Here is a 20,952-nt window from a genome sequence, read left to right on the forward strand (position 1 = left end):
CTAAGCCACCTGTTACTTGACCCGAGCCATCTGCTAATTGATTTATCGCATCAATTAATTGACCGGATTCATTTTTAAATTTATTTGTACCTTCTTTAGCAGTATTTAACTTCGCACCAAACCCTTGAAATTTTTCAACAAACCCTTTTTGTGCACTGGATAATTGCTCAATACCAACAGTTAAGGATTTTAATTCTGCTGCATTCGGCAGTTTACTTGGTCCATCACCTGTTTTTTGATTTATTTCGCCTTTTATTTGTTTTACTTCTTCATTTAATCTATTTGTTCCACCTGCTACCCCAGCAGATTTTTGCTGAACTGTCGTTGTACTTTTTACGGCACTTGTTATGAATGGTTGTAACTGCTCTTGATATTCTTTTGGTAAACTTTCAATTTGCTTTTGTAAATTCGCTACATCTTGTACTGCATTTTTTGCATCTTCTGCTGTTGAGTGCGTAAGTTCATTTAATTGATCCACATTTTCCCCAGCTCCATCTATTTTCTCATTTACTGTATTCAATATAGAAGGACCTTTCGACTGCATTTCCTCTAAGCCCGCAGCAGATTTTTGTACGTTACTATTTAAATCTTGCAATCCCTTTTGAATTTCTTGAGACACTTTTTCTAATTGATTTTGTCCTTCAACAAGTTTCCCCATACCATTTGATAGATCAGTTGTTCCTTTTTGTAATTCACCGGATTTACTTACTAATTTATTCAAACCCCCAGTCACTTTCTCAGATCCATCATGCAATTCATCAATTCCTTTTTGCATTTCACCCGTTTTGCTATTTAATGTATTTAAACCTTCTGTTACTTTTCCTGACCCATCTACTAATTTTCCGATACCTGCATTGCTATTTAATACATGTAAACCGTTCGTTACTTTTCCGGATCCGTCTAATAACTTTCCGACGCCTATTTGCATTTCACCGGTTTTGTCATTTAACGTATTTAAACCTGCTGTCACTTTTCCGGAGCCATCTTGTAACTTATTAGATCCATCTGCTAATTTCTGAACCCCATCCTTCATCTCCCCAGACTTCCTTTGAAGTGTATGAAGACCTTCCGTCACTTTACTTGAACCATCATGCAGCTCACTTGATCCGTCGTGTAGTTTATTTGCTCCTTCCGCCCCATCTGCTAATCCTTTTGAGACGTCTTGAATGGAATCAAACATTTTCTCTGCATATGTTTTCGTTAACGTACTTGATACTTCACCTTTAATTTTTTCAATGGCTGTTCCGCCAATTTGTGAAGATAGGAAGTTTAAGCTTTCGTTTGGAATATATTCTAAGTTTAATGACTTCGGATCTTCTTTTAATAACGTTGTAGCGTTACTTGAGAAGTCATCTGGAATGCGTACTAACATGTAATACTTTCTGCCTTCCATTCCTTTTTTCGCTTCTTTTTCACTTACAAATTCCCATTTGAAACTTGTATTATCTTTTAAATTATCAACGAGCCCTTTTCCGACCTCAATTGGTTTCCCATCAAATACTGCCCCTTTATCTAAATTGACTACCGCAACTGGTAAATCATCTAACTGTTTATACGGATCCCAGAAGGCCCATAAAAACATACCTGCATATAAAATCGGTACGAATAAAACCGCGATAATTGGAATTAATATTTTTTTACTTTTTATAATTTGTGTGAACTCTTTACGAAGTAACTGATTTCCTTTCATTATTTCCCCCCCTTTTTTAAAATGACTAAAATGTTCAATTAGTCATTTTTACCCAAACAAAAAGGCTATACTTATTCATACATATGCCTTATCCCCGAATTTATACTATGCAACTGTTCTTTACTATGAAGTGAATATTTTTATTATCCCTCCTAAAATAAATGTATGACCGTTTTGTTCAATTGGTCACTTTTTATAAGAATAAAAGGATTATCTTAGTTTGACAATCCTTTTAATAAATAAAGTTCGAATAATTCTGCGATTTTTTCTTTTTCTAACGGTTCATGATTTTTTTCCCAATCAAAAATAAGCGATACGTATAAGCGAAGCATAATAAATGCTGTAATTTCTGGATCACATTTGCTAATTTCACCTTTATCAATCGCAATCTTTAAATACGATTGAATGACAGAAACGATTTCCACATCTACTTGTTGCATCACTTCTTGTACTTCTTTCGTTCCCATATCGCGCTCTTCTTGAATTAATTTAATCATGAGCTGATGTTCTTTTCTGAATTCTAATATGCTATATAATGCTCTATGTACATTTTCAAAAAATGAAACATCTGAACGAATTGCATTTTCTGCAACTTGCTTCATTTCTGTAATTAAATTAGAAATAATTTCACCAAATAGCTCTTCTTTATTTTTGAAAAAAGTATAAATCGTTCCTTTTCCTACATTCGCTAATTTTGCTACTTGATCCATCGTTGTTGCTTTATAACCGAATGCTGAAAAAGACTTTGTTGCAGCTTCAATAATAGAACGTTTTCGATCTATCGCCACATCTTCACCTCCAAAAATGACCAATTGGATAATATAGTCAATCAGTACATCTTTGATATTACCACACGCTTACATTGTATACAAGTTCTCTTTTTTATTATTTCCAGTATAAAAAATTCCAGTCAAGTTATATCATACTGTCCATAGTTTATCAGAAGAAAAGAGAAAAGGAAAAGGTGTCCTTAAGATATACATCTCTAGAACACCTTTTTACTATTTCAACATAGAAATCATAATCTTCTCTAACTCTTCCTTATTTACATTTTTATCAAATACTGCTTCTCCTTGACGCTCTAGACTATGATTAATAATAACAACTTGGTATGCACTATTTTTCCCTTTTGCAGGAACAATCATCTTCATACCTTGTAAATTACTATCCGAGTTATGAGTCGCGTAGAATATTTGATTACCTTCTAATTCGTACTGTTCAATGTTTTCTTCTACACCAAATAAAGCATGAAACGGATCTTTACTTTCTCCAAATACTTGCGATTGATAAGTTGTATAGTTTCCTTTTCCGTTTGTATACTCTAATTCAATAATTAATTCAGGTCTTCTCTTAATAAAATAACCTACATTTTCGTCCTTCAGATTGTATCCTTCAATTGTGTACGTTGGCTTCTTAATTTGAAAATCAACATGTTGTTGCGCTTCCTTTACCGTGTAATTTAAAGATTCGTATACTTTGTCATCAAATGGTTTTGCTTGATCATAAAGTGCATATAATTTGTCACGATCAGCTTTTGATAAACGCTCTTCTCTAAAAACTGTTGACTCGTAGTCAGAATCTCTCGGAGCACCTTTTTTCTGTATATTAATAATTTTTTTAGATAATTTTATGTACTGCTGGAATTCATCTTTTGTTAAAGCTTTTTCAGCTAAATATAAGTAATCTGTCTTTTCTTCATACACTCTTGCTGAATAATGATATTCTTTTTTCGCATTTTCTTCTGTACCATACAGCATATCTACAGCATTTTGGAAAGCATCCTTTGACTGCTCTACTTTATCCTCTTGCTTTTCCTTTCCTTCCGTTGTACGTGCATTGAATAAAGAAAGAGATGCTATAGCAACTATGACAATAACTCCGAGTAAAGAAAGACGATACGATTTCTTCTGGAACTTTTTAATCATAACGATTCTCCTTTTTAGTGTTCGTTTATTTCTACTTAAATTTGCTAGGCTTGGTGCTTGATAGGAGTAGTGTTCTAAAAGGGTAATAATTGTATGACCATATGCAATTTGCTCCTCTTTATCTATAAACGTAAGTGCATATGCATCACAGGCTAACTCTTGATCTTCTCGCATACAAAAATAGGCGTACCAAAGAATCGGATTGAACCAATTTAATAGGATTAAGCTGTACATAATCCAATTTACAGCTACGTCGTTTCTTTTAATATGAGCTAACTCATGGTAAAAAACATGTTGTAATTGTTGCTCGTTTAATACTTTCATGTGTTTTTTTGATAGTAATACTTTTGGGCGAAAGAAACTAAACACAGTTGGACTCGCAATCTTTCCTGCTAAACGTAATGAAACTACCTTCTTCATTTTCATAGACTGCTTACAGCGATTAAACACCGTAACGACCTGTTCATCCGTAATATCCGGTTGTTTCTTTATGTACGAATATAACCGTCTATTTGTAAGAAACGTAATAAATGCTAATACGATGACCCCAGCTAGCCACACATACAAAGCAATTTTGTATAAAGAAAATGTAGTCTGTTGTTCCGAACTGACTTCTACTTCCGGTTCGCTAGTTTTTGTCACCATTTTAGAATTTGATTCCACTGTACGGTCGCTTTCTATATTCACTATACTCTCAGTAGACGGCATATTTTTAGGAATAACTTCCGATACGCTAGAACGATAAGAAAGTAATGAATAAATGTTATAAGAACTATCTGGTGACCATGGTAAAAGGAGTCTAATCATTAATACAATCCACAGCATATATTGCCACCGGGGGGTTAATTTATTTCTAAATAGTATTTTTATACATAAAATAAATCCCACTAATATACTAGCCATAAGAGACGTTTCTATAAGCCAATCAAAAAAATAAGGAAGGTATACATTTATAAGCATGTCTATCATTTTTATCAATCCTTCCTCTTATTCTCCTCGGTCTTCTCGTCTAAAATGCGTTTTAGTTCGTTAATATCTTCTGAAGACAATTTTTCCTCTTTTAAGAAATTGACAAGTAATGGTTTAAACGCCGCGCCGCAAAAACGCTTTAGTAAAGATTTCGTTTCCACTTGTAAATAATTATCTTGTGATACTAATGGATAATAAGCGTACATACGCCCTTTATCTTGATGATAAGCAACGGCTTCCTTTTGTACTAATCGATTAATTAATGTGCGGATCGTTTTCGGTTTCCATTCCATTGCATCTTCCAGTTCTTCTATAATTTCATTCGCTGTTTGTGGAGAATTAGACCAAAGTACTTTCATAATTTCTAATTCTGCTTCAGATATTTTAGGTAATTGATTAGTCATAATATATTTCACTCCTTCGTATTACGTTTGTAATCTATAACTAAGATTACAAACGTAATACTTAATTGTCAACCATATTTTAGAAAAAACTAATTTCAAATAAACCTTACTTCCCAACAACAAATTTCTCTTTTTTTAAATAATCAAATAAAAAAACAAGAAAATCTTTACATTTAATAGTAATATAGAAAATAGACAAGTTTATCCGACTTTAATGGGCAGTAAGACCCCCACCTCAAAATTCAGCGAAAGCAAAGAATTTAGGTGGGGATCGGGCTGTCCATAAAAGTCCGATTGGTGAAGACTAATAATCAGTGGGGGATGAAGAACCCCCCCACTGATTAAAGTCTCACTTTATCAAAATAGTGGAGGCTTTTTCAGTCATGATGCGTGCACTTCGTTTAAATATAAAGCAAGCTTTTTGTAATCGTGTTTCTTTAATTATTATGTTTAGTGGATTCGTTCTTATTTGTATTTATCATTATTATTATGTCATTCGTTATTTAGGAGACGCTGCGAGCGGACCTATATCAACAGATATAAAATGGATTGGATTTCGTGATAATGAAATGGATGTTTATTTATTATTAATGCCAGTTATTGCGAGTTTCCCCTTTAGTACAAGTTACAATTCCGATAAGTCAGATGGTTTTAAACCGTTCGTGAGCAAAGGAATTTCTTTATTTCCTTATTCAGTAACGAAATATATCGTTACGTTTTTTTGCGGAGGATTTCTTTATACATTTCCATTCATCTTATCGTTATTATTTTGCAAATTAACAATTCCAGACGGAACACCTACGATTGGTTCTGGCATCATAAATGAGGATGGAATGTTCGCAAACCTATACTTCGATGCGCCTCTCACTTACATTACGGTATATATTGGAATTAATTTTTTATTTGCAGGTTTAATGGCCCTCTTAGGACTTGCTGCATCTGCATGGTCACAAAAAGACTATATGGCCATTCTATTTCCATTTGCAGTTAACTCCATTCCGTACGTCCTACTAAATACAATATTCCCTACAATAGGTGGAGCACCTATTCATTTATATGATCCAAAGCAACCATTGCAAGGCATGTCACCGTACATTTTAACGATGCAATGTGCTTTCTTCCTTCTCGTTAGCTTACTTATGTATATACAAGGAGTAAAGCGAGATAGAAAAAAATATAAAAGAAGACTGCAAAAAAGAGATCGATGTAGAAAAGCGTTTCAAGTAATTTCAGACTAAATCATTGAACGAATAAGAGCGTAATTCCCTGAGTTATATGGGAATTACGCTCTTATTCTTAGTTCTCAAAAAAAATATATGCGATATTACACATTTGCTTTGGCTGCTCTACTACCGTCCAATGTCCACAATTCGCAATCTCTACAAACTCTATATGAGGTATGTATTCTGTAAAATGTTCTTTTATAGTGGCAAGAGTTAAAATATCATGACTTCCTTGCGCAATTAATATTGGAGTTTCCGAAAGCTTTTCTATTTGTTTAGTCACATCATAATTTTTTACCATATCTGCACCTAGTATTGTGTTAACTTCATTACTAAAAGTCGTTTTCTGTTTATAAGTTAAAGTTTCCTTAGAAAACACATAATATGGATCTAATACTTGTAACATATCGTATATAGAAGCCTCTCCTATTTTAATCTTCTCGCTTACTTCAGAAATGATTACTTTATCTTCTTCCGTTAACCTCTTCTGCAGTTCTTCACCAAACATTTCCAATCCTTTTACATTAACTCCTATCGCAGCTGTTAAAAGTAACTTATTCACTCGTTCGGGGTATGTAGTTGCATACAATAATGCAAGCATCGATCCCCATGATTCACCTAATATATTTATCTTTTCAAACCCTAATTGCACACGCATTGCTTCTAAGTTTGCAACCTCATCCCTCATAGAATATTGATTATCCTTTGGTTCTTCCGATTCTCCACAACCTGTTTGATCATAAAAAACTAGTTGGAATTTTTCTGCTAGTGGAGCCATATAGGGAAGAAAAAAGCGGTGTTCACTTCCAGGTCCTCCATGAAGAAATATGATTGGTTCGCCTTCTCCTAACATTTTTACATAGAGATTATTATCATTTACATGTATCAATCGTATATTTTCAATACTCATATAATCATCTCCCCTTTACGGCGTACCTGCCAACATCCATAAAACTACAAAAACAACCATATAGATTATTTGAATTCCTACCGCCGAACATACTGAAATAATGGCATATTTACTTAATTCCTTTTTAATACCCAATATAGTAAAAATTACGGCTAGACCGAATGCTATATAAGCGATATTTGTACTAAGCGTGCCTAAATAATACATACCTAGTGGTTGCGTAAGACCTGTTACATCGGCTAGAAACTTAATTATTATGAACATGCTAAAAAAAATCGCTAGTTGGTTCATTAGTTTCCCATTTAGTTGGGCTACCATATGTCTACACCCCCTAATGTTAAAAAGTGAATATTCAATCTATTTTAGCATAAAAATTCCTAATAATGAAAAAGAACGCTCAGTATATTTCTAAGCGTTCTTTTACAATTATTTAAGAAGCTTTCTTCAAATCAATTTGAGCAAGTACTGGGTCGTGGTCACTTACACGTCCATGTTCTTTCATAATGTTTGAGTTTAAGTGTACTGGATCTACTATTGTGTGCGGTGCAATGTTGTTTGTTACTAAAATATGATCTAACACTTGTGCATTTCCTTCATGGATGTACGTGTAGCGATTTTCTTTCGGCACTGTGTTTAACATATTTTTCAAGATTGTTCCTTCTAACGTTTTTAATGGTTTAGCGAACTCAAAATCGTTCATATCCCCTAACACAACAACTGGTGCATTCGTGTTTTTTTTCTGAATACCTTGTACGAAATTGTTTACTTCTTGTGCTAATTGAACTCGTTTTTCTTCACTTTTTAATACGAGCGGTTGTACTTTTCCAAATGGCGTTGCATCTCCTAGTTTTGAGTTTAAGTGATTTGCAACGACAACAACGTTTTGTCCTTGGAATGTAAATTCTGCCGCAAGTGGTTTACGTGTACTTTCAAACAATGGGTTTTCGTCTCCAATGCGAACGACATTTTTATCAAGTAACTTCGGTACCGCTGCTAATTTCACGCGTGATGGGTTGTAGAAGAAACCGACGCGAATATTCGCTCCTGGCGCTCCACCGTCTAGATTATTATGCGGAGCAATTTCTACATACTCATACTTTGGCCCGCGAATTTCTAGCACCGCATCAATAATACGTTTTGCGCTTAATGAAGCATCTGTTGTACCGTCATTAATCGTTCCATTATTATCTTGCATTTCCTCTACCCCGATAATATCTGGCATTTTTAAATTGTATTTAATAGAATACGCTAACGCCTTTACTTTTTCATCTGTTGTTTCTTTTTTATTCGCCGAGAAGTTTTCAATGTTATATGTAGCAACTGTTAACTTATCAAGACGCGGCTGAATATTCGCCCCTACTTGCTTAAATCCGCCGTCTACTACAGATGGTAATTCCGTTATTGGCGAAATGCGGAACGCACCATAATCATATCCGACTACTCCTGTTATATCTCCAGTGAAAGTATCTCCTACTTTCGCTACATAATCACGAGGTACTTTTATAGAAAGACGCTCTGGATTTAATTGATTTTCATCTAATACAGGTGTGCCATATTTTGTTACGACTTTATTCCCACCATTTTTCACTGTTACATATAAATTTCCGTTTTTCTGAGGGGCAATAATTTTTGGCGTTGGCATCGTAACGCGCATACCTTCTATACTTTCATAAAAGTCGATTGCATCTTCATTTGGATCAAATAAACCAAATGCATCATTATCGATAATTTGATCAGGAATTTTCACACCGTTTTCTCCAAGTACAATCGGTGCTGGTAAAGCTTGATCTTTTGCGATTACAGCAACGCGGCTCGCTTTAATTTCCGTCGTCGTTAAGTCTGTTTCAAACCTTTCTGCATATCCAGGTCCAACATATTCTTCTACTACTCCATCAACTTGAATAAGATCTCCTACTGCTACATTTGCATCTTTTTTGTATACGTACATACCTTCTGAAGTAGCTGGATCATTATCTGGTTGATTGTCTTCTATATAAAAACCATTTTTATCAAGTGCTGTTACAACGCCTTCCACATTGTATACTTTCTTCCCGTTGTAAGGAGAAATATGTGATTTTCCTTGAATATCATGAATACGAACTGGCTCATTGTTTACGATAATAAATGAAAATGTTGAAACTGCTGAAGAAGTAAGCCCTTCTTTTTCAGCAATTGCTTTCACTACACTATTTTCATTCACTATAATTTGTCCATTATAACGAACACTTTTATTTGTAGGGTTAGAACCATCTAACGTGTAATAGATTGTTGCTCCTTCTGTATTCGTTGTTAACGTTACCGCTGTTCCTTTCGCAACTTCTCCGCCACTAGGTGAAGCTACTACATCGCTAACACGGTTTTGTCCTTCTCCTTGAAACTTATGAGCTGTTACTGATTTTAAACCTGGGCTACTAAAATATAATTCAAGCGTCCCTGTTAAACTAACTTTCTTCCCAATATTTTCAGGATGATCTTTTACGTTTACTGCCGCTCTCACATCGCCTTTTGGCAACTGAACAGGCATGATTTTGTCTGGATTCGTTTCATTTGGCGAATCGGCAATTGCCACATTTGTGTCGTCAAACTTAGCCGGATCCTTCGTGTACTTAGAAGGGCTTTGCGTATATCCAACGATATATCCTTCCACTGTCCCCTTCGTTTTCCCTTGCTGTTTAAATACTTGAATCGCTTTTTCTACTGACATAGAAGTAGTTTCTTCTGCATGCGCTAAAGTTCCAGTAAATGAAAGCAATAGTATGAATGATAAAAAGACACTTAACAATTTCTTCACAGCCATTTCCCTCTCCCTATTTCATATTTTCTCAGCATTTCTATCATATCAAATGATTCGTTATATAGAATGATATTTCGACAAGTTTTACAAAAAATTAATCTAATTTACTCGTTTTCAAACAATAATACAAAATAATAATTTTACACCTTCGACGAATGCGTTTTATAATATGAAAGAGAAAAAACAGAAATATCGAAATTTAATTGGCATGTAAAATGGATTCATTTGAATAGGAGTGATTGGATGGAAGTGCAAACAGAAACATACCGCGCAGCTATGAATGGAACATTAGAACGTCATTTTTCAGATATGATCGCTGTTATACCAACTAGAATTACAATTGAGCAATTAAAACAGCGGCTAGAAACTATCGCTACTAAAGTTGATGAGTTAAAAATTGTTTATAGTGATGAGACAAGCCTTATCGTCGAGTTACATATGGATGAAAAAGTCATACCATATGAACTGCATATTGATGAGGCGAATGACCCAGAAGAATATAAACTGTACAATAGACAAGATTCTACAATCGTAGATCGTCATTTTGAAGATGCGGCTTTCGGTACTGAAATTTTCACCCGTACGCTATTTGTAGGCGATGTGCTAGACTGCTTTTTCCAGCAAATACAGTTTTTATGGAACCTCGCCCCGGATTTGTTATTTGTAATTGATTCAAGTGCCGCAATGAAAGTGATATCTAGAAGCTATATTGAATATCATGTTGAAAATGAATTATTACCTGACATTCCTGACTTATACGTTATTCATTCCGTTTATGAAGACGATAAAGAAGGCGAGCCTACGCAATATTGGTTTCATACACACGGCCTTTTAAGAGCGGGCGTAACAGAAATAGAATTAATTATTCCAAATCGTATTTCTTCCTACTACGGCATTGGTGACCTCTTTCAAACATTTGCGAATAATGCCGTTGAGAATGGACAAGTCCCTATGAATGAGCCTATCGTTATCGCGCATAGTCAGCAAGGTTCTATACATACAGTAGCTGTTCCGTGGGAAAAAGGATTATCTTATATTGGGCATAAAACGAGTATGGATCAATTATCTTCAATTGAGAATGAAGAAGTGAAACTACAACCTATAGATGCACAAAACACATTCTTAGGCGGGATGGATGACCGAGATGAATACCATCAATCGCCATCTGTTCTCTTGTTCAAATTTGATACTTCAGAAGAATGTATCGAAAGCTTTTTCAAAGAACACGAGGAAGCTACAGGGCTCATGTTCTATAAAACAAATAGTGAAACGGCTCGTATGGCTTACAATGCGAAGAATACTTTCGGGTATTTCAGCAACATTTTTCAAATTGAACAATCAAATGAAGATTTTCGTTTTCTCGCTAAGTTTGGTGTTTCCTACGAAGAGGGAAAAAGTGAACATATGTGGTTTGAAATGCAAAACATTACGGAAGAATTCATTCAAGGAATACTCATTAACGAACCATATTTTATAAAAGATATGAGTGAAGGAAATAGTTATCATTTAGATTTTGATGACTTAACAGAATGGGTTATTTATGCAGGAGATGCCGTTATAAAGCCAAATAACTTATATATGTTTATTGGTGAATAAGTAACAAAACGCCTTCAATGTGATTGAAGGCGTTTCTCTTTACTGTGCGATTAATTCCGTATCCATTACTTTCTCCAAATGAGCTAGCACACGCTTTGCTGCTTTCTCACCTTGATCAATACAGTCCGGCAGACCAGAACCAGCGTAGGAACTACCTGCCAAGTATATACCTGGCAACTCTTTCTCCATAAATGTTGTGAGTTTCTTCATTCGCTCGTTATGGCCTACTGTATATTGGGGCATCGCTTCTTTCCAGCGGCTTACGACTGTAAACTCTGGATCCTCTGTAATATCCATCGTCTTTCGTAAGTCTTCTAGTACGAGCTGAACGAGTTCCTCTTCTGTTTGTTCTACAACTGCTTCATCACCAGGTCGTCCAACGTAACATCGAAGAAGCGTTTTTCCTTCTGGCGTTGTATGTGGCCACTTTTTATGCGTCCACGTACATGCTGTAATTGTGTAATCACTATTTCGAGAAACAACAAATCCTGTACCATCAATATCGCGCTGAATGGCTGATTTCGGGAAAGCCATTGCTACATTCGCAACTGATGTGGACGGAATGTTGCGGAAGAAACGAAACTGCTTGTACTGTGCAAACATAGATGGCAATACTTTATGTGAACTTGCCACTACGACCGCGTCCGCTTCTATTTCTTTTCCGTTACTAAGAGTAATCGTATAGCCATCACCCTGTTTTGCAACTTTTTCAATGCGAGTTCCCTTTATTATCGTACCTTCATGCATCTTTGCTTCGAGAGATTCTACAATAGATTCTAAACCTGTTTTCACTGTTTGGAAGATTCCTTTTTTCGGTTCAGCTTTCTCTTCTTTCGGAGCGAGCGTACGCATACCGAGTGAAATACTACGATGTTTCTGCTCAATTTGATACATTTGCGGGAATGTTGACATTAAGCTCATTTCATCAATATCTCCTGCATAAATACCCGATAGTAACGGCTCTATTAAGTTTTCAACCACTTCGTTTCCAAGACGATGTCTGAAAAATTGTCCGAGTGATTGGTCAGATACTGGCTTTGACCTCGGCATTAATAGATCAAAACCAGCTCTTAGTTTACCAATTGGGGAGAACAGCCCGGAGAATAGAAACGGCGTAATTTGCGTTGGAATTCCCATCATTGATCCATTCGGCATTTTATGTAACCGATTGTTTACGAGGATAAATGATTGACCGGCCTGATTATTTACAAGTTCATCGCCAAGACCTAATTCTTTCACTAATCTAGCTGCACTTTCTTTTCGTGCTAAGAAAGAATCCGGTCCGCGCTCAATTGTAAATCCATCTTTTTGAACGGTTTGAATTTTTCCGCCAAGTTTACCCGATGCTTCTATAAGTAATGTATCAATCGGCAAGTTTTTTTCATGAATATGTTTTTGTAAGTTATACATTGCTGTTAATCCAGTGATGCCTCCGCCGATGATTACAACTTTTTTCCTCAAGCAGGCTCCCCCTTTCTTCTTACAGTACAGATTCTTTTTTCTTTAATACAACATCTGTTAAACAATCAATAAATGAGTCCGCTGCATTTGGCATTTCTGGACGATAATATTTCGCGCCAATTTCATCCGTTACAACTTTACACTCAAAGTCGTTGTCATATAAAACTTCTAAATGTTCCGCAACAAATCCAACTGGTGCATATACGAATGAAGTATAACCGTGCTTTTCATTTAGTTCTCTCGTTAAATCTTGTACATCTGGACCAATCCAAGGATCTGGTGTATTTCCTGCACTTTGCCAGCCTACTGCATAGTTTGCTACTTCAGCACCTCTTGCAATATAGTCCGCTGTTTCATTTAATTGATCTGGATATGGATCGCCCATTGCAATAATCTTTTCTGGTAAGCTGTGAGCTGATACGATTAATACTGCTTTTTCGCGTTCTGCGTCTGACATACCGTTATATATACCTTTCACTGCATCAACCCAGTACTGAATAAATTTCGGTTCTTTATACCAGCTATCGATGCCATGAATTGTTAAGTTTCCAAGTTTCTCAGCTTCTTCTTGTGCTCGTCCAACGTATGATTTTACGCTAAACGTAGAATAGTGCGGCGCAAGAACAAGTGCGATTGCATCTTGTATACCGTCGTTATGCATATCTTTCACTGCGTCTTCAATAAACGGTTCAATATGTTTTAAGCCAAGATACATATGGTACTCTACTTCATCTTGTACTTCATTTAAACGCTTCTCTAACTTTTTAGCTTGCTCTAATGTAATAGTAGCTAAAGGAGAAATACCACCAATTGCACGGTAACGCTCTGTTAAATCTTCTAGCATTTCAGGACTTGGCTTTCTTCCTCTGCGAATATGTGTATAGTAACGTTCAATATCTTCTTCTTTATATGGCGTTCCGTATGCCATTACAAGCAAACCAATTTTCTTTTTCATACAGCAATGCTCCTTTACTTCGCTAACTGCCCTTTAGAGTATTCATGAATAAATGTAGTTAAACGTTTTAATGTATCTGGATTTACTTCTGGGAATACACCGTGACCTAAGTTAAAGATATAACCTGGCTGCTTCATCCCTTGATCTAAAATACCTTTTACATGTTCTTCAATAACAGACCATGGTGCAAGTAAGAACGAAGGATCCATATTACCTTGTACCGCCTTATGAACGCCGCGTGCACGTGCTTCTTCAATTGGTAAACGCCAGTCTAAACCGACTACATCAAGCGGTAAGTCATGCCATTCATTTACTAAATGCGCAGCTCCTACGCCGTGCATAATCATCGGTACACCCATCGTGCGAACTTCTGCAAAAATACGCTCCATTGCTGGTTTAATAAATACACGGTAATCTGCTACGTTTACTGTTCCAACCCAAGAATCGAAAATTTGAACTGCTTTTGCTCCTGCGTTAATTTGCGCTTTTAAATATGTAATAACCATATCTGCTAGTTTATCCATTAATGCGAACCAAGCTTTCGGCTCTGCATACATAAACGCTTTCGTATTATGGTAGTTACGAGATGGACCGCCTTCAATCATATAGCTCGCTAACGTAAATGGAGCTCCTGAAAAACCGATTAACGGTACGTCTAACATTTCTGTCGTTAATAAACGAATTGTATCTAATATGTACGGCACGTCATCTTCTGGATTGATTTCCCCTAGTTTTTCTACGTCTTGTAAAGAACGGATTGGATTATCAATAACTGGGCCAATACCTGATTTAATTTCTACATCCACACCAATTGCAGGTAGTGGTGACATAATATCTTTATATAGAATTGCTGCGTCTACGTTATATTGATCAACTGGCAGTTTTGTAACGTAAGCACATAACTCTGGATTATGTGTAATTTCAAATAAAGAATACTTTTCTTTTATCTTTCTATATTCCGGCTGCGAACGACCTGCTTGACGCATATACCATGCTGGTACATAATCAGTACGTTCCCCCCTACATGCTTGTAAAAATGTCTCATTTATAGTTCTTACCAAGACCCTAGCTCCCTTCCTTACCACAATGCTTCGAATACGTTCGATATTTATCTTTTTTTACTATACAGCTTGTAAAAACAAAATGCATAATATTATGTACGTTGTTCATTAAATTGACACAAACATTCTTAAAAACGCTTACTATTTTCACAACATTCTTATTATAACACAGAGAAAAACTATGGTTTAGCTACTTTTGACTTTTCTCCTTCACGATTCGTTTGTGTGTTATATGGCACAACGTAAAAACTCGGTTTTGAAAAGATGTTAACAAACTTTTCCTCATATTCCCCGGCACCGTTTACAGTACCTACATGCGTATGAATTCCATTTTCCACTCTATAAATACGATACATAATTCTTTCATCTGGAAGTGGTGTCCAGCTTAATTTCGCTTTAAATAAACCGAAAGGACTAAATGCTAATTTCATTTTCACATCTTCAATCTTGCGCAGACGAATCGGAGCACCGATTGTTTCCACACCTTCTGGCTTCCTAAATTTCTCTTTCTGTTCTACATTTGCTTTCGTTAAAATTTTCTTAAACAATTTTGTTGCTGACGCACTTTCTCCTTGCAACTGATGCTCTTTATCTATGCGGTCATAACCAATCCAAACAGCGCCTACTAAATTTGGCGTATAGCCAACGAACCACATGTCTCTCGCTCCATTATCGTCATTTGGCAGTGAAGTTGTACCTGTTTTTCCAGCTAACGCCCCGTTATATACACCGGCTTTCGCTGTCCCTTCTTTCACAACTCCTTCAAGCATTTTCGTCATATACCAAGCCGTTTGTTTCGAGAAAATTTTCGTTTCTACTTTTGGCGACTCTCCAATGACTGCACCGTGTCTATTTAACACTTTATCAATAACGTGCGGCTCAATAATATCACCATTTGCTAAAAACGCACGGTACATTTTCACAAGATCAAATGTTGAAACACCATTTTTCAATCCGCCAAGCGCTGTACTTAAGCCAGCATCGGCAATATGAACATTTCCTTTCTCTAAATATTGCTTTCCTTCTTCTACCCCTAACTCATTTAATAAAGAAACTGCCGGTACATTTGCTGACTCTAAAATCGCATCGTACATCGTTATTTCCTTCGAATATTCACGGTTATAGTTCCGAGGCTCATAACCTTCAAAAGAATGTCTTTCATTCGTCAATAAAGAATACGGATTATACTTTTTCGTTTCGAGTGCTGGCGCATAAACGATAAGTGGTTTTAGCACAGAACCGGGCTGTCTTTTTGCAAAAACACGATTAAATCCTCTCGGGACGTACTTTCTTCCGCCAATCGCCGCTTTAATTCCGCCTGTACGATTATCCATTAATAAAAAAGCACCTTGCGCGCCCTCTTCTTTCCCAGGGAAATTCCTTGCATCTTGAAACTGGTTATACGCTACCTTTTGAATCTTTTCATCCATCGGTACAACAAACGTATACCCTCCGCGAAGTACTTCTTGATGAGACAATCCGTATAAACGTGCTGCTTCATCTATGACCATATCAATATACGGCATATATGCGAGCTCATTCTCATCTAAGTTTTTATATAGAGCGATTGTCTTTCCTTGATAACGTACGCTTTCTTCGGCAGTCAAATAGCCTTGTTTATGCATAAGTGACAATACGAGATCACGGCGTTCTTTACTCTTCTCTGGAGAAAAATAAGGTGAATAACCGTTTGGCGACTTCGGAAGACCTGCAAGCATTGCGCCCTCTTCTACTGTTAAATCTTCTACATTTTTATTAAAATATAACTTTGCTGCAGCTTGAATACCGTAAGCTCCATGGCCAAAATAAATATGATTCATATACATTTCAAGAATTTGTTGCTTCGTATATTTTTGCTCTAATTGAAGGGAAATTGCGACTTCCTTCAACTTACGCGTAAATGTTTTTTCACGAGTTAAAAAGACGTTTTTAGCAAGTTGCTGCGTAATCGTGCTACCGCCTTCGACCTTCTCTCCTGCTAACGTATCTTTATAAAGGGCCCGAAATATAGACGGATAATCAATTCCTTGATGCTCATAAAAACGAGAATCTTCCACCGCAACGAACGCCTGCTGCACATATTTCGGAATTTGCTCGATTGGCACCAAGTCTCTATTTTCTACGTATAATTTCGTAATTTCTTTCCCTTTCTGGTCAACGATACGTGATGAAGAGTGGAAAACGAGCTGCTTTTCATCCATCATATAGCCACCAGCTAACACAATTAGTTTATAAAGGACAATCGCTAATAGTAGCGTTGCTAACCCACCTAATAAAGTCCACTTTACTTTCTTCATACATCGGCCTTCTTTCCAAATGATGGTACATTTATTATTTGAAAAAGAGGTATCTTTATGTATATAATCTTCGAAGTTTTTTAAGAGAGTTGATATAATAGAAACAAATAAATAAGGGGGCATTAAAATGAAAGCTATTATTTCATACGAAACACCTCTAGAACAAGCACATTTCACTGCAAAAAATGATGAAAAAAATATGTTTTATAAAGAAAATACAGAAGAATCTGTAGAAGGATCTCTTAGGTATGATGTACTAGACGCTGTTGGAGAATTTAAAGGACAACCTGGCTATATCGTTTGTAACAACATTTCTGTAACAGACGAAGGTCGCCCTGTATTTGAAAACCGTTTTAAAAACCGAGCAGGCCTTATTGAAAACGAACCCGGATTCCAAGCGATCCGCGTTCTACGCCCATTAAGTAACGATACATATGTCATCTTAACGATGTGGGAAACAGAGCAAAACTTTAAAGACTGGACAGAATCACGTTCATTCGAAAATGCTCATAAAAAACGTCCTGTCCAAGCAGAAGGAAAAACTCCGGCACATCCACATGCGGAACAGCAGAAAAGTATCTTCTCTCATCCGTCATTTGTGACTACTTTTGATGTGTTAGTTTAGTTTTCGGAGTTTGGAGTTGGCGGTATGTGAAATTATATCGATCACAACTCAGCATATATCAGCGATTTTTCGAATATATCGACCGTAACTTACAATATATCGACGATTCGACAAAGAATATCGACTTATCGACAAATGACGACATAAAAAAAGAAACACCGTTACACGCCGGTGTTTCTTTTTTCTTTGTACCAATTATATATACAAAGCGCATCTTCTTTTTGCATATGCTTCACTTTGTAAGGATGCCCCGCTACCGATACGACAGCTGTACATAGCTCGTCTTTCTTTTGAAAATACGATTGACTGTATCCGACTGCTTGCACATGCCTTCTTCGCATGATTCCTGTATATTTCGCGAGTCCTCGGTACACCATGACTAACTGATTGTCTCGTATCATATAACCACTACTTGTATACCGCGCGTATGCAAGTAACGTAAATATAATACATAGTGGTATGAGAGTGAATAACGCGATATTTTGTTTAAAATATATACTCGCACCTATGATTGGCACAGCGAGTACGGCACTTGTAATCCAGCCCATGATGACATAACGACGTAATGCTGCTTTCGGTAAATGAACGATTTCCGCTTCCATTTCATACGGCAACTGTAAATATGCGAGTAACTGCTGCACATCTTTTTTCTTCATAAAAGGATGTAACATCACCTCATTTCCTGCCGCTTCTATATTTTGAATGACTTCTACTTCGACAGAGCAATATCCGAAAGGCTGGCGGAGAATGCCTTCTTTCACCGTAATCGCTTGAATACGGTGTAATTTTAAAACAAACTCTTTCTTATCAAATAAACCTTGCACGATACGAACTTCATTTCCGTTTCGCTCAATTTTAAAGTTCGCATATTTTAATGCATAACCTGCTGTTGAAATGACCCACGAAACTGCCATTAAAATCGCCGCCATAACGATTAATTCATATACACCGTTATCCATCACATACGCTTCTACTTTATTGATAAGCCATTTTGGTAGAAATTGATTAAACTCTGTGTAAAGGATGACTAACATAGAAAACACTAATCCGAATCTACCAGATGTAATAGATGCTGCTAAAATCTCTTTCGTTGTTAACTGATATACCGTCTTACTTCCTTCTTCCGCAGGCGCTTCTTCACTCACAACACTTCTTTCTTTATGTAATAAAGCAATGAGTTCCTTCGCTTCATCTTCTCTAATACCCGCCAACATCACTTCTGGCTCAGTACCGCCGCCTGCCACTTCAATATTTAATTTCGTCAGTCCAAGCACTTGATAAATGATGTTAGAAGACGTACTAATATTTTGCACACGTTCTTTATTTAAGTAACTTTCTTTCTTAACGAACACACCATGCTTTATATGTAAAATATTACTTTCAACCCAGTACACTTTGAAATACCATTTTATAGCTGAGAAAATAGCCATAATGAAGAATATGGCCAAGAGAACAAGATGTAAGAGATACCAAGGTTTTACTTGGCCATCTGATCGAAATAAAACAAGCAAAATAAAAGGCAACAAAGTTGCAATTCGAATACCTAACAATATCGTAATCGGATGTTGCCTCTTATACATCCTCATCACTCACTTTCGCAAGTTCTCCAATTTGTCTTTTCAGCTGCTCTGCTTCTTCTTTCGTTAAACCTGGAATACTATGAGAAGTTGCTGCTGTTGAAATATGTAATTCTGCTAAATTATACTTTCTCATAATCGGTCCTTGTTCAATCGTAACGTGCTGCACACGCATCATCGGAATGAGTACGCGTTTTACAATGAACATTCCCTTTTGAATCTCAATCTCTTCTTCATTTAATCTGTAACTATAATAGCGCTGACGTAAATTTGGAAACACAAAATAATCAAGCGGGATAAATAAAATAGCGCCTGTTACTAACAAGCCAAACAACCAACCCCACCAATTAAAATTGATCATAAAAAAGAAATACGCAATTACGACTGCTAGTATAACTGCCGCCCCAATTAAAGCGTGAATTCGCCACACTTTCAGCATATTAGAATGAATCTCCCTTTCTAACGGCTGCATTTCATCACTCCAATTATATGAATTTATTACTTATATATTAGTTGGTATATACATATTTGTAAAATTATCCCGCGTTAACGGGCAGTAGAACTCCCCCAAAAATTTCAGCTGGAGCAAAGAAGTTAGAGGGACGATCAACTGCCCGTAAACGTCCGATTGGTTCAACTAATAATCAGTGGGGATGAGTCTCCCACTGATTAAAGTTTCACTTTATAGTTTTTTACATCGTATCGATTAGTTCTTTAAAATTCCCTTCATTAATGGAATGCACTTGAAACTGAATGTAATCTATCTCATTCGTATTTGGTTTAGCAAATGGCAAAATGTTAAATCTCGCCGCTGATCTTCCTAGCATATCTACAATCATAAGAGAAACGTCAATATATTCGAAGTCTACACGGAATACGACTGCTTCTCCCGTATATTCATACTCTTGAATCGCATCATAAGACTTATTCGCACTAATGAGCATCACTTTTAATAGTTGGTTCAAATTTTCTGGTTTAAAATTAATCATATACGTGGCTCCTTTCCCAACAAAACACTATAAAAATAGTGTAATCTTATACTTTCATAGCTTCACACATCAATTATATTAAAAATAAAGCTAGTTTTTTATAAATTTTTTGATATAATTACTTACGGGAAAAGGGAAGAATTTTGTCTTCCCTTGTGTTTTTATTTGCATCTAGTACTTTTGCTAGATGCCTTTTTTTATGCTAAAAAGGTATCCTCAAACACTTTGAGGATACCTTTCCATTAATTTAGTGCACTTCAACAATTGTACCATCTTCAAATACTTTAAATACGCCAGTAAATCCTGATCCAGCTGCGCCTTCTATTTTATATGTCGTACGCACTCTAATTTGATAATATTTCTTTCCATTCTCTACTTGCGTATTTTCTAGCGTATAATCATAGTCTTCTTTATATTCATTTTTAATATATTCTTTCGCTTTCTCAAAAGTAAATGCATCTTGAGTCTTTCCTGTC

Annotated in this window: 17 protein-coding genes and 1 pseudogene; 3 read left to right on the plus strand and 15 right to left on the minus strand. The window is 36.2% G+C overall.

Going from position 1 to position 20,952, the window contains the following annotated elements:
* The 4 genes from MR079_RS22620 to MR079_RS22635 all read right to left on the minus strand — a co-directional run.
* A partial coding sequence (locus tag MR079_RS22620) for a YhgE/Pip domain-containing protein (protein WP_242294675.1) occupies positions 1–1,690 on the minus strand: 1,690 nt, incomplete at its 3' end.
* Between the two features lie 215 nt (positions 1,691–1,905).
* Positions 1,906–2,478, minus strand: a complete 573-nt coding sequence (locus tag MR079_RS22625; protein WP_000963375.1) for a TetR/AcrR family transcriptional regulator — start codon at positions 2,476–2,478, stop codon at positions 1,906–1,908.
* A 213-nt stretch (positions 2,479–2,691) separates the two neighbouring features.
* Entirely contained in the window at positions 2,692–4,584 is a 1,893-nt protein-coding gene (locus MR079_RS22630; protein WP_242294676.1) for a M56 family metallopeptidase, read from the minus strand.
* Between the two features lie 5 nt (positions 4,585–4,589).
* The gene (locus tag MR079_RS22635) at positions 4,590–4,988 is read right to left on the minus strand and encodes a BlaI/MecI/CopY family transcriptional regulator (RefSeq protein WP_242294677.1); all 399 of its coding nucleotides are present in this window, start codon (positions 4,986–4,988) and stop codon (positions 4,590–4,592) included.
* Positions 4,989–5,371: 383 nt separating this feature from the next.
* Between MR079_RS22635 and MR079_RS22640 the strand changes: the two genes are divergently transcribed.
* A complete protein-coding gene (locus MR079_RS22640; RefSeq protein WP_242269599.1) occupies positions 5,372–6,226 on the plus strand; it encodes a hypothetical protein in 855 nt (284 codons plus the stop codon).
* A 58-nt stretch (positions 6,227–6,284) separates the two neighbouring features.
* On the opposite strand, the gene MR079_RS22645 is transcribed toward MR079_RS22640, so the two are convergent.
* From MR079_RS22645 to MR079_RS22655, 3 genes are all read right to left on the minus strand, one after another.
* Positions 6,285–7,121 carry an alpha/beta fold hydrolase gene (locus tag MR079_RS22645; protein ID WP_242294679.1) on the minus strand — a complete coding sequence of 279 codons (837 nt, stop codon included), beginning with the start codon at positions 7,119–7,121 and terminating at the stop codon, positions 6,285–6,287.
* Between the two features lie 15 nt (positions 7,122–7,136).
* On the minus strand, positions 7,137–7,439 hold the full coding sequence (locus MR079_RS22650) for a hypothetical protein (protein WP_139868816.1): 303 nt from the start codon (positions 7,437–7,439) through the stop codon (positions 7,137–7,139).
* Positions 7,440–7,551: 112 nt separating this feature from the next.
* Positions 7,552–9,918, minus strand: coding sequence for a DUF6359 domain-containing protein (locus MR079_RS22655; RefSeq protein ID WP_242294680.1), 2,367 nt, complete (start codon positions 9,916–9,918; stop codon positions 7,552–7,554).
* Between the two features lie 240 nt (positions 9,919–10,158).
* Between MR079_RS22655 and MR079_RS22660 the strand changes: the two genes are divergently transcribed.
* Positions 10,159–11,511 carry a DUF4026 domain-containing protein gene (locus tag MR079_RS22660; RefSeq protein WP_242294681.1) on the plus strand — a complete coding sequence of 451 codons (1,353 nt, stop codon included), beginning with the start codon at positions 10,159–10,161 and terminating at the stop codon, positions 11,509–11,511.
* A 39-nt stretch (positions 11,512–11,550) separates the two neighbouring features.
* Here MR079_RS22660 and hemY read toward each other — a convergent pair whose 3' ends face one another.
* The 4 genes from hemY to MR079_RS22680 form a co-directional block, all read right to left on the minus strand.
* Positions 11,551–12,972, minus strand: a complete 1,422-nt coding sequence (gene hemY / locus MR079_RS22665) for a protoporphyrinogen oxidase (protein ID WP_242294683.1) — start codon at positions 12,970–12,972, stop codon at positions 11,551–11,553.
* Positions 12,973–12,991: 19 nt separating this feature from the next.
* A complete protein-coding gene (gene hemH / locus MR079_RS22670; RefSeq protein ID WP_139868827.1) occupies positions 12,992–13,927 on the minus strand; it encodes a ferrochelatase in 936 nt (311 codons plus the stop codon).
* A 14-nt stretch (positions 13,928–13,941) separates the two neighbouring features.
* On the minus strand, positions 13,942–14,988 hold the full coding sequence (gene hemE / locus MR079_RS22675) for a uroporphyrinogen decarboxylase (protein ID WP_242294684.1): 1,047 nt from the start codon (positions 14,986–14,988) through the stop codon (positions 13,942–13,944).
* A 179-nt stretch (positions 14,989–15,167) separates the two neighbouring features.
* Entirely contained in the window at positions 15,168–17,285 is a 2,118-nt protein-coding gene (locus MR079_RS22680; RefSeq protein ID WP_139868828.1) for a transglycosylase domain-containing protein, read from the minus strand.
* Between the two features lie 127 nt (positions 17,286–17,412).
* Here MR079_RS22680 and hmoB point away from each other — a divergent pair, with 127 nt between their 5' ends.
* Positions 17,413–17,910 carry a heme-degrading monooxygenase HmoB gene (hmoB, locus tag MR079_RS22685; RefSeq protein ID WP_242294686.1) on the plus strand — a complete coding sequence of 166 codons (498 nt, stop codon included), beginning with the start codon at positions 17,413–17,415 and terminating at the stop codon, positions 17,908–17,910.
* A 161-nt stretch (positions 17,911–18,071) separates the two neighbouring features.
* Here the strand turns inward: hmoB and MR079_RS22690 are convergent, their stop codons facing one another.
* The 4 genes and pseudogenes from MR079_RS22690 to MR079_RS22705 form a co-directional block, all read right to left on the minus strand.
* A complete protein-coding gene (locus tag MR079_RS22690; RefSeq protein WP_242294687.1) occupies positions 18,072–19,490 on the minus strand; it encodes a PH domain-containing protein in 1,419 nt (472 codons plus the stop codon).
* Positions 19,483–19,959, minus strand: coding sequence for a PH domain-containing protein (locus MR079_RS22695; protein ID WP_139868834.1), 477 nt, complete (start codon positions 19,957–19,959; stop codon positions 19,483–19,485). Before MR079_RS22695 ends, MR079_RS22690 begins: the two co-directional genes overlap by 8 nt.
* Positions 19,960–20,179: 220 nt before the next feature.
* Positions 20,180–20,476, minus strand: coding sequence for a protoporphyrinogen oxidase (locus MR079_RS22700; RefSeq protein ID WP_242294688.1), 297 nt, complete (start codon positions 20,474–20,476; stop codon positions 20,180–20,182).
* A 247-nt stretch (positions 20,477–20,723) separates the two neighbouring features.
* A pseudogene (locus MR079_RS22705) lies at positions 20,724–20,952 on the minus strand (hypothetical protein); the annotation flags it as partial.

The organism is Bacillus cereus group sp. BfR-BA-01381, assembly GCF_022663555.1.
GTDB lineage: Bacteria > Bacillota > Bacilli > Bacillales > Bacillaceae_G > Bacillus_A > Bacillus_A pacificus.

Excerpts from the sequence above, each read along its gene's own strand:
- MR079_RS22630 (WP_242294676.1), bottom strand. The coding sequence starts at position 4,584 with ATGATAGACATGCTTATAAATGTATACCTTCCTTATTTTTTTGATTGG.
- MR079_RS22635 (WP_242294677.1), bottom strand. The coding sequence starts at position 4,988 with ATGACTAATCAATTACCTAAAATATCTGAAGCAGAATTAGAAATTATG.
- MR079_RS22640 (WP_242269599.1), top strand. The coding sequence starts at position 5,372 with ATGATGCGTGCACTTCGTTTAAATATAAAGCAAGCTTTTTGTAATCGT.
- MR079_RS22645 (WP_242294679.1), bottom strand. The coding sequence starts at position 7,121 with ATGAGTATTGAAAATATACGATTGATACATGTAAATGATAATAATCTC.
- MR079_RS22650 (WP_139868816.1), bottom strand. The coding sequence starts at position 7,439 with ATGGTAGCCCAACTAAATGGGAAACTAATGAACCAACTAGCGATTTTT.
- MR079_RS22655 (WP_242294680.1), bottom strand. The coding sequence starts at position 9,918 with ATGGCTGTGAAGAAATTGTTAAGTGTCTTTTTATCATTCATACTATTG.
- MR079_RS22660 (WP_242294681.1), top strand. The coding sequence starts at position 10,159 with ATGGAAGTGCAAACAGAAACATACCGCGCAGCTATGAATGGAACATTA.
- hemH (WP_139868827.1), bottom strand. The coding sequence starts at position 13,927 with ATGAAAAAGAAAATTGGTTTGCTTGTAATGGCATACGGAACGCCATAT.
- MR079_RS22680 (WP_139868828.1), bottom strand. The coding sequence starts at position 17,285 with ATGAAGAAAGTAAAGTGGACTTTATTAGGTGGGTTAGCAACGCTACTA.
- hmoB (WP_242294686.1), top strand. The coding sequence starts at position 17,413 with ATGAAAGCTATTATTTCATACGAAACACCTCTAGAACAAGCACATTTC.
- MR079_RS22690 (WP_242294687.1), bottom strand. The coding sequence starts at position 19,490 with ATGTATAAGAGGCAACATCCGATTACGATATTGTTAGGTATTCGAATT.
- MR079_RS22695 (WP_139868834.1), bottom strand. The coding sequence starts at position 19,959 with ATGCAGCCGTTAGAAAGGGAGATTCATTCTAATATGCTGAAAGTGTGG.
- MR079_RS22700 (WP_242294688.1), bottom strand. The coding sequence starts at position 20,476 with ATGATTAATTTTAAACCAGAAAATTTGAACCAACTATTAAAAGTGATG.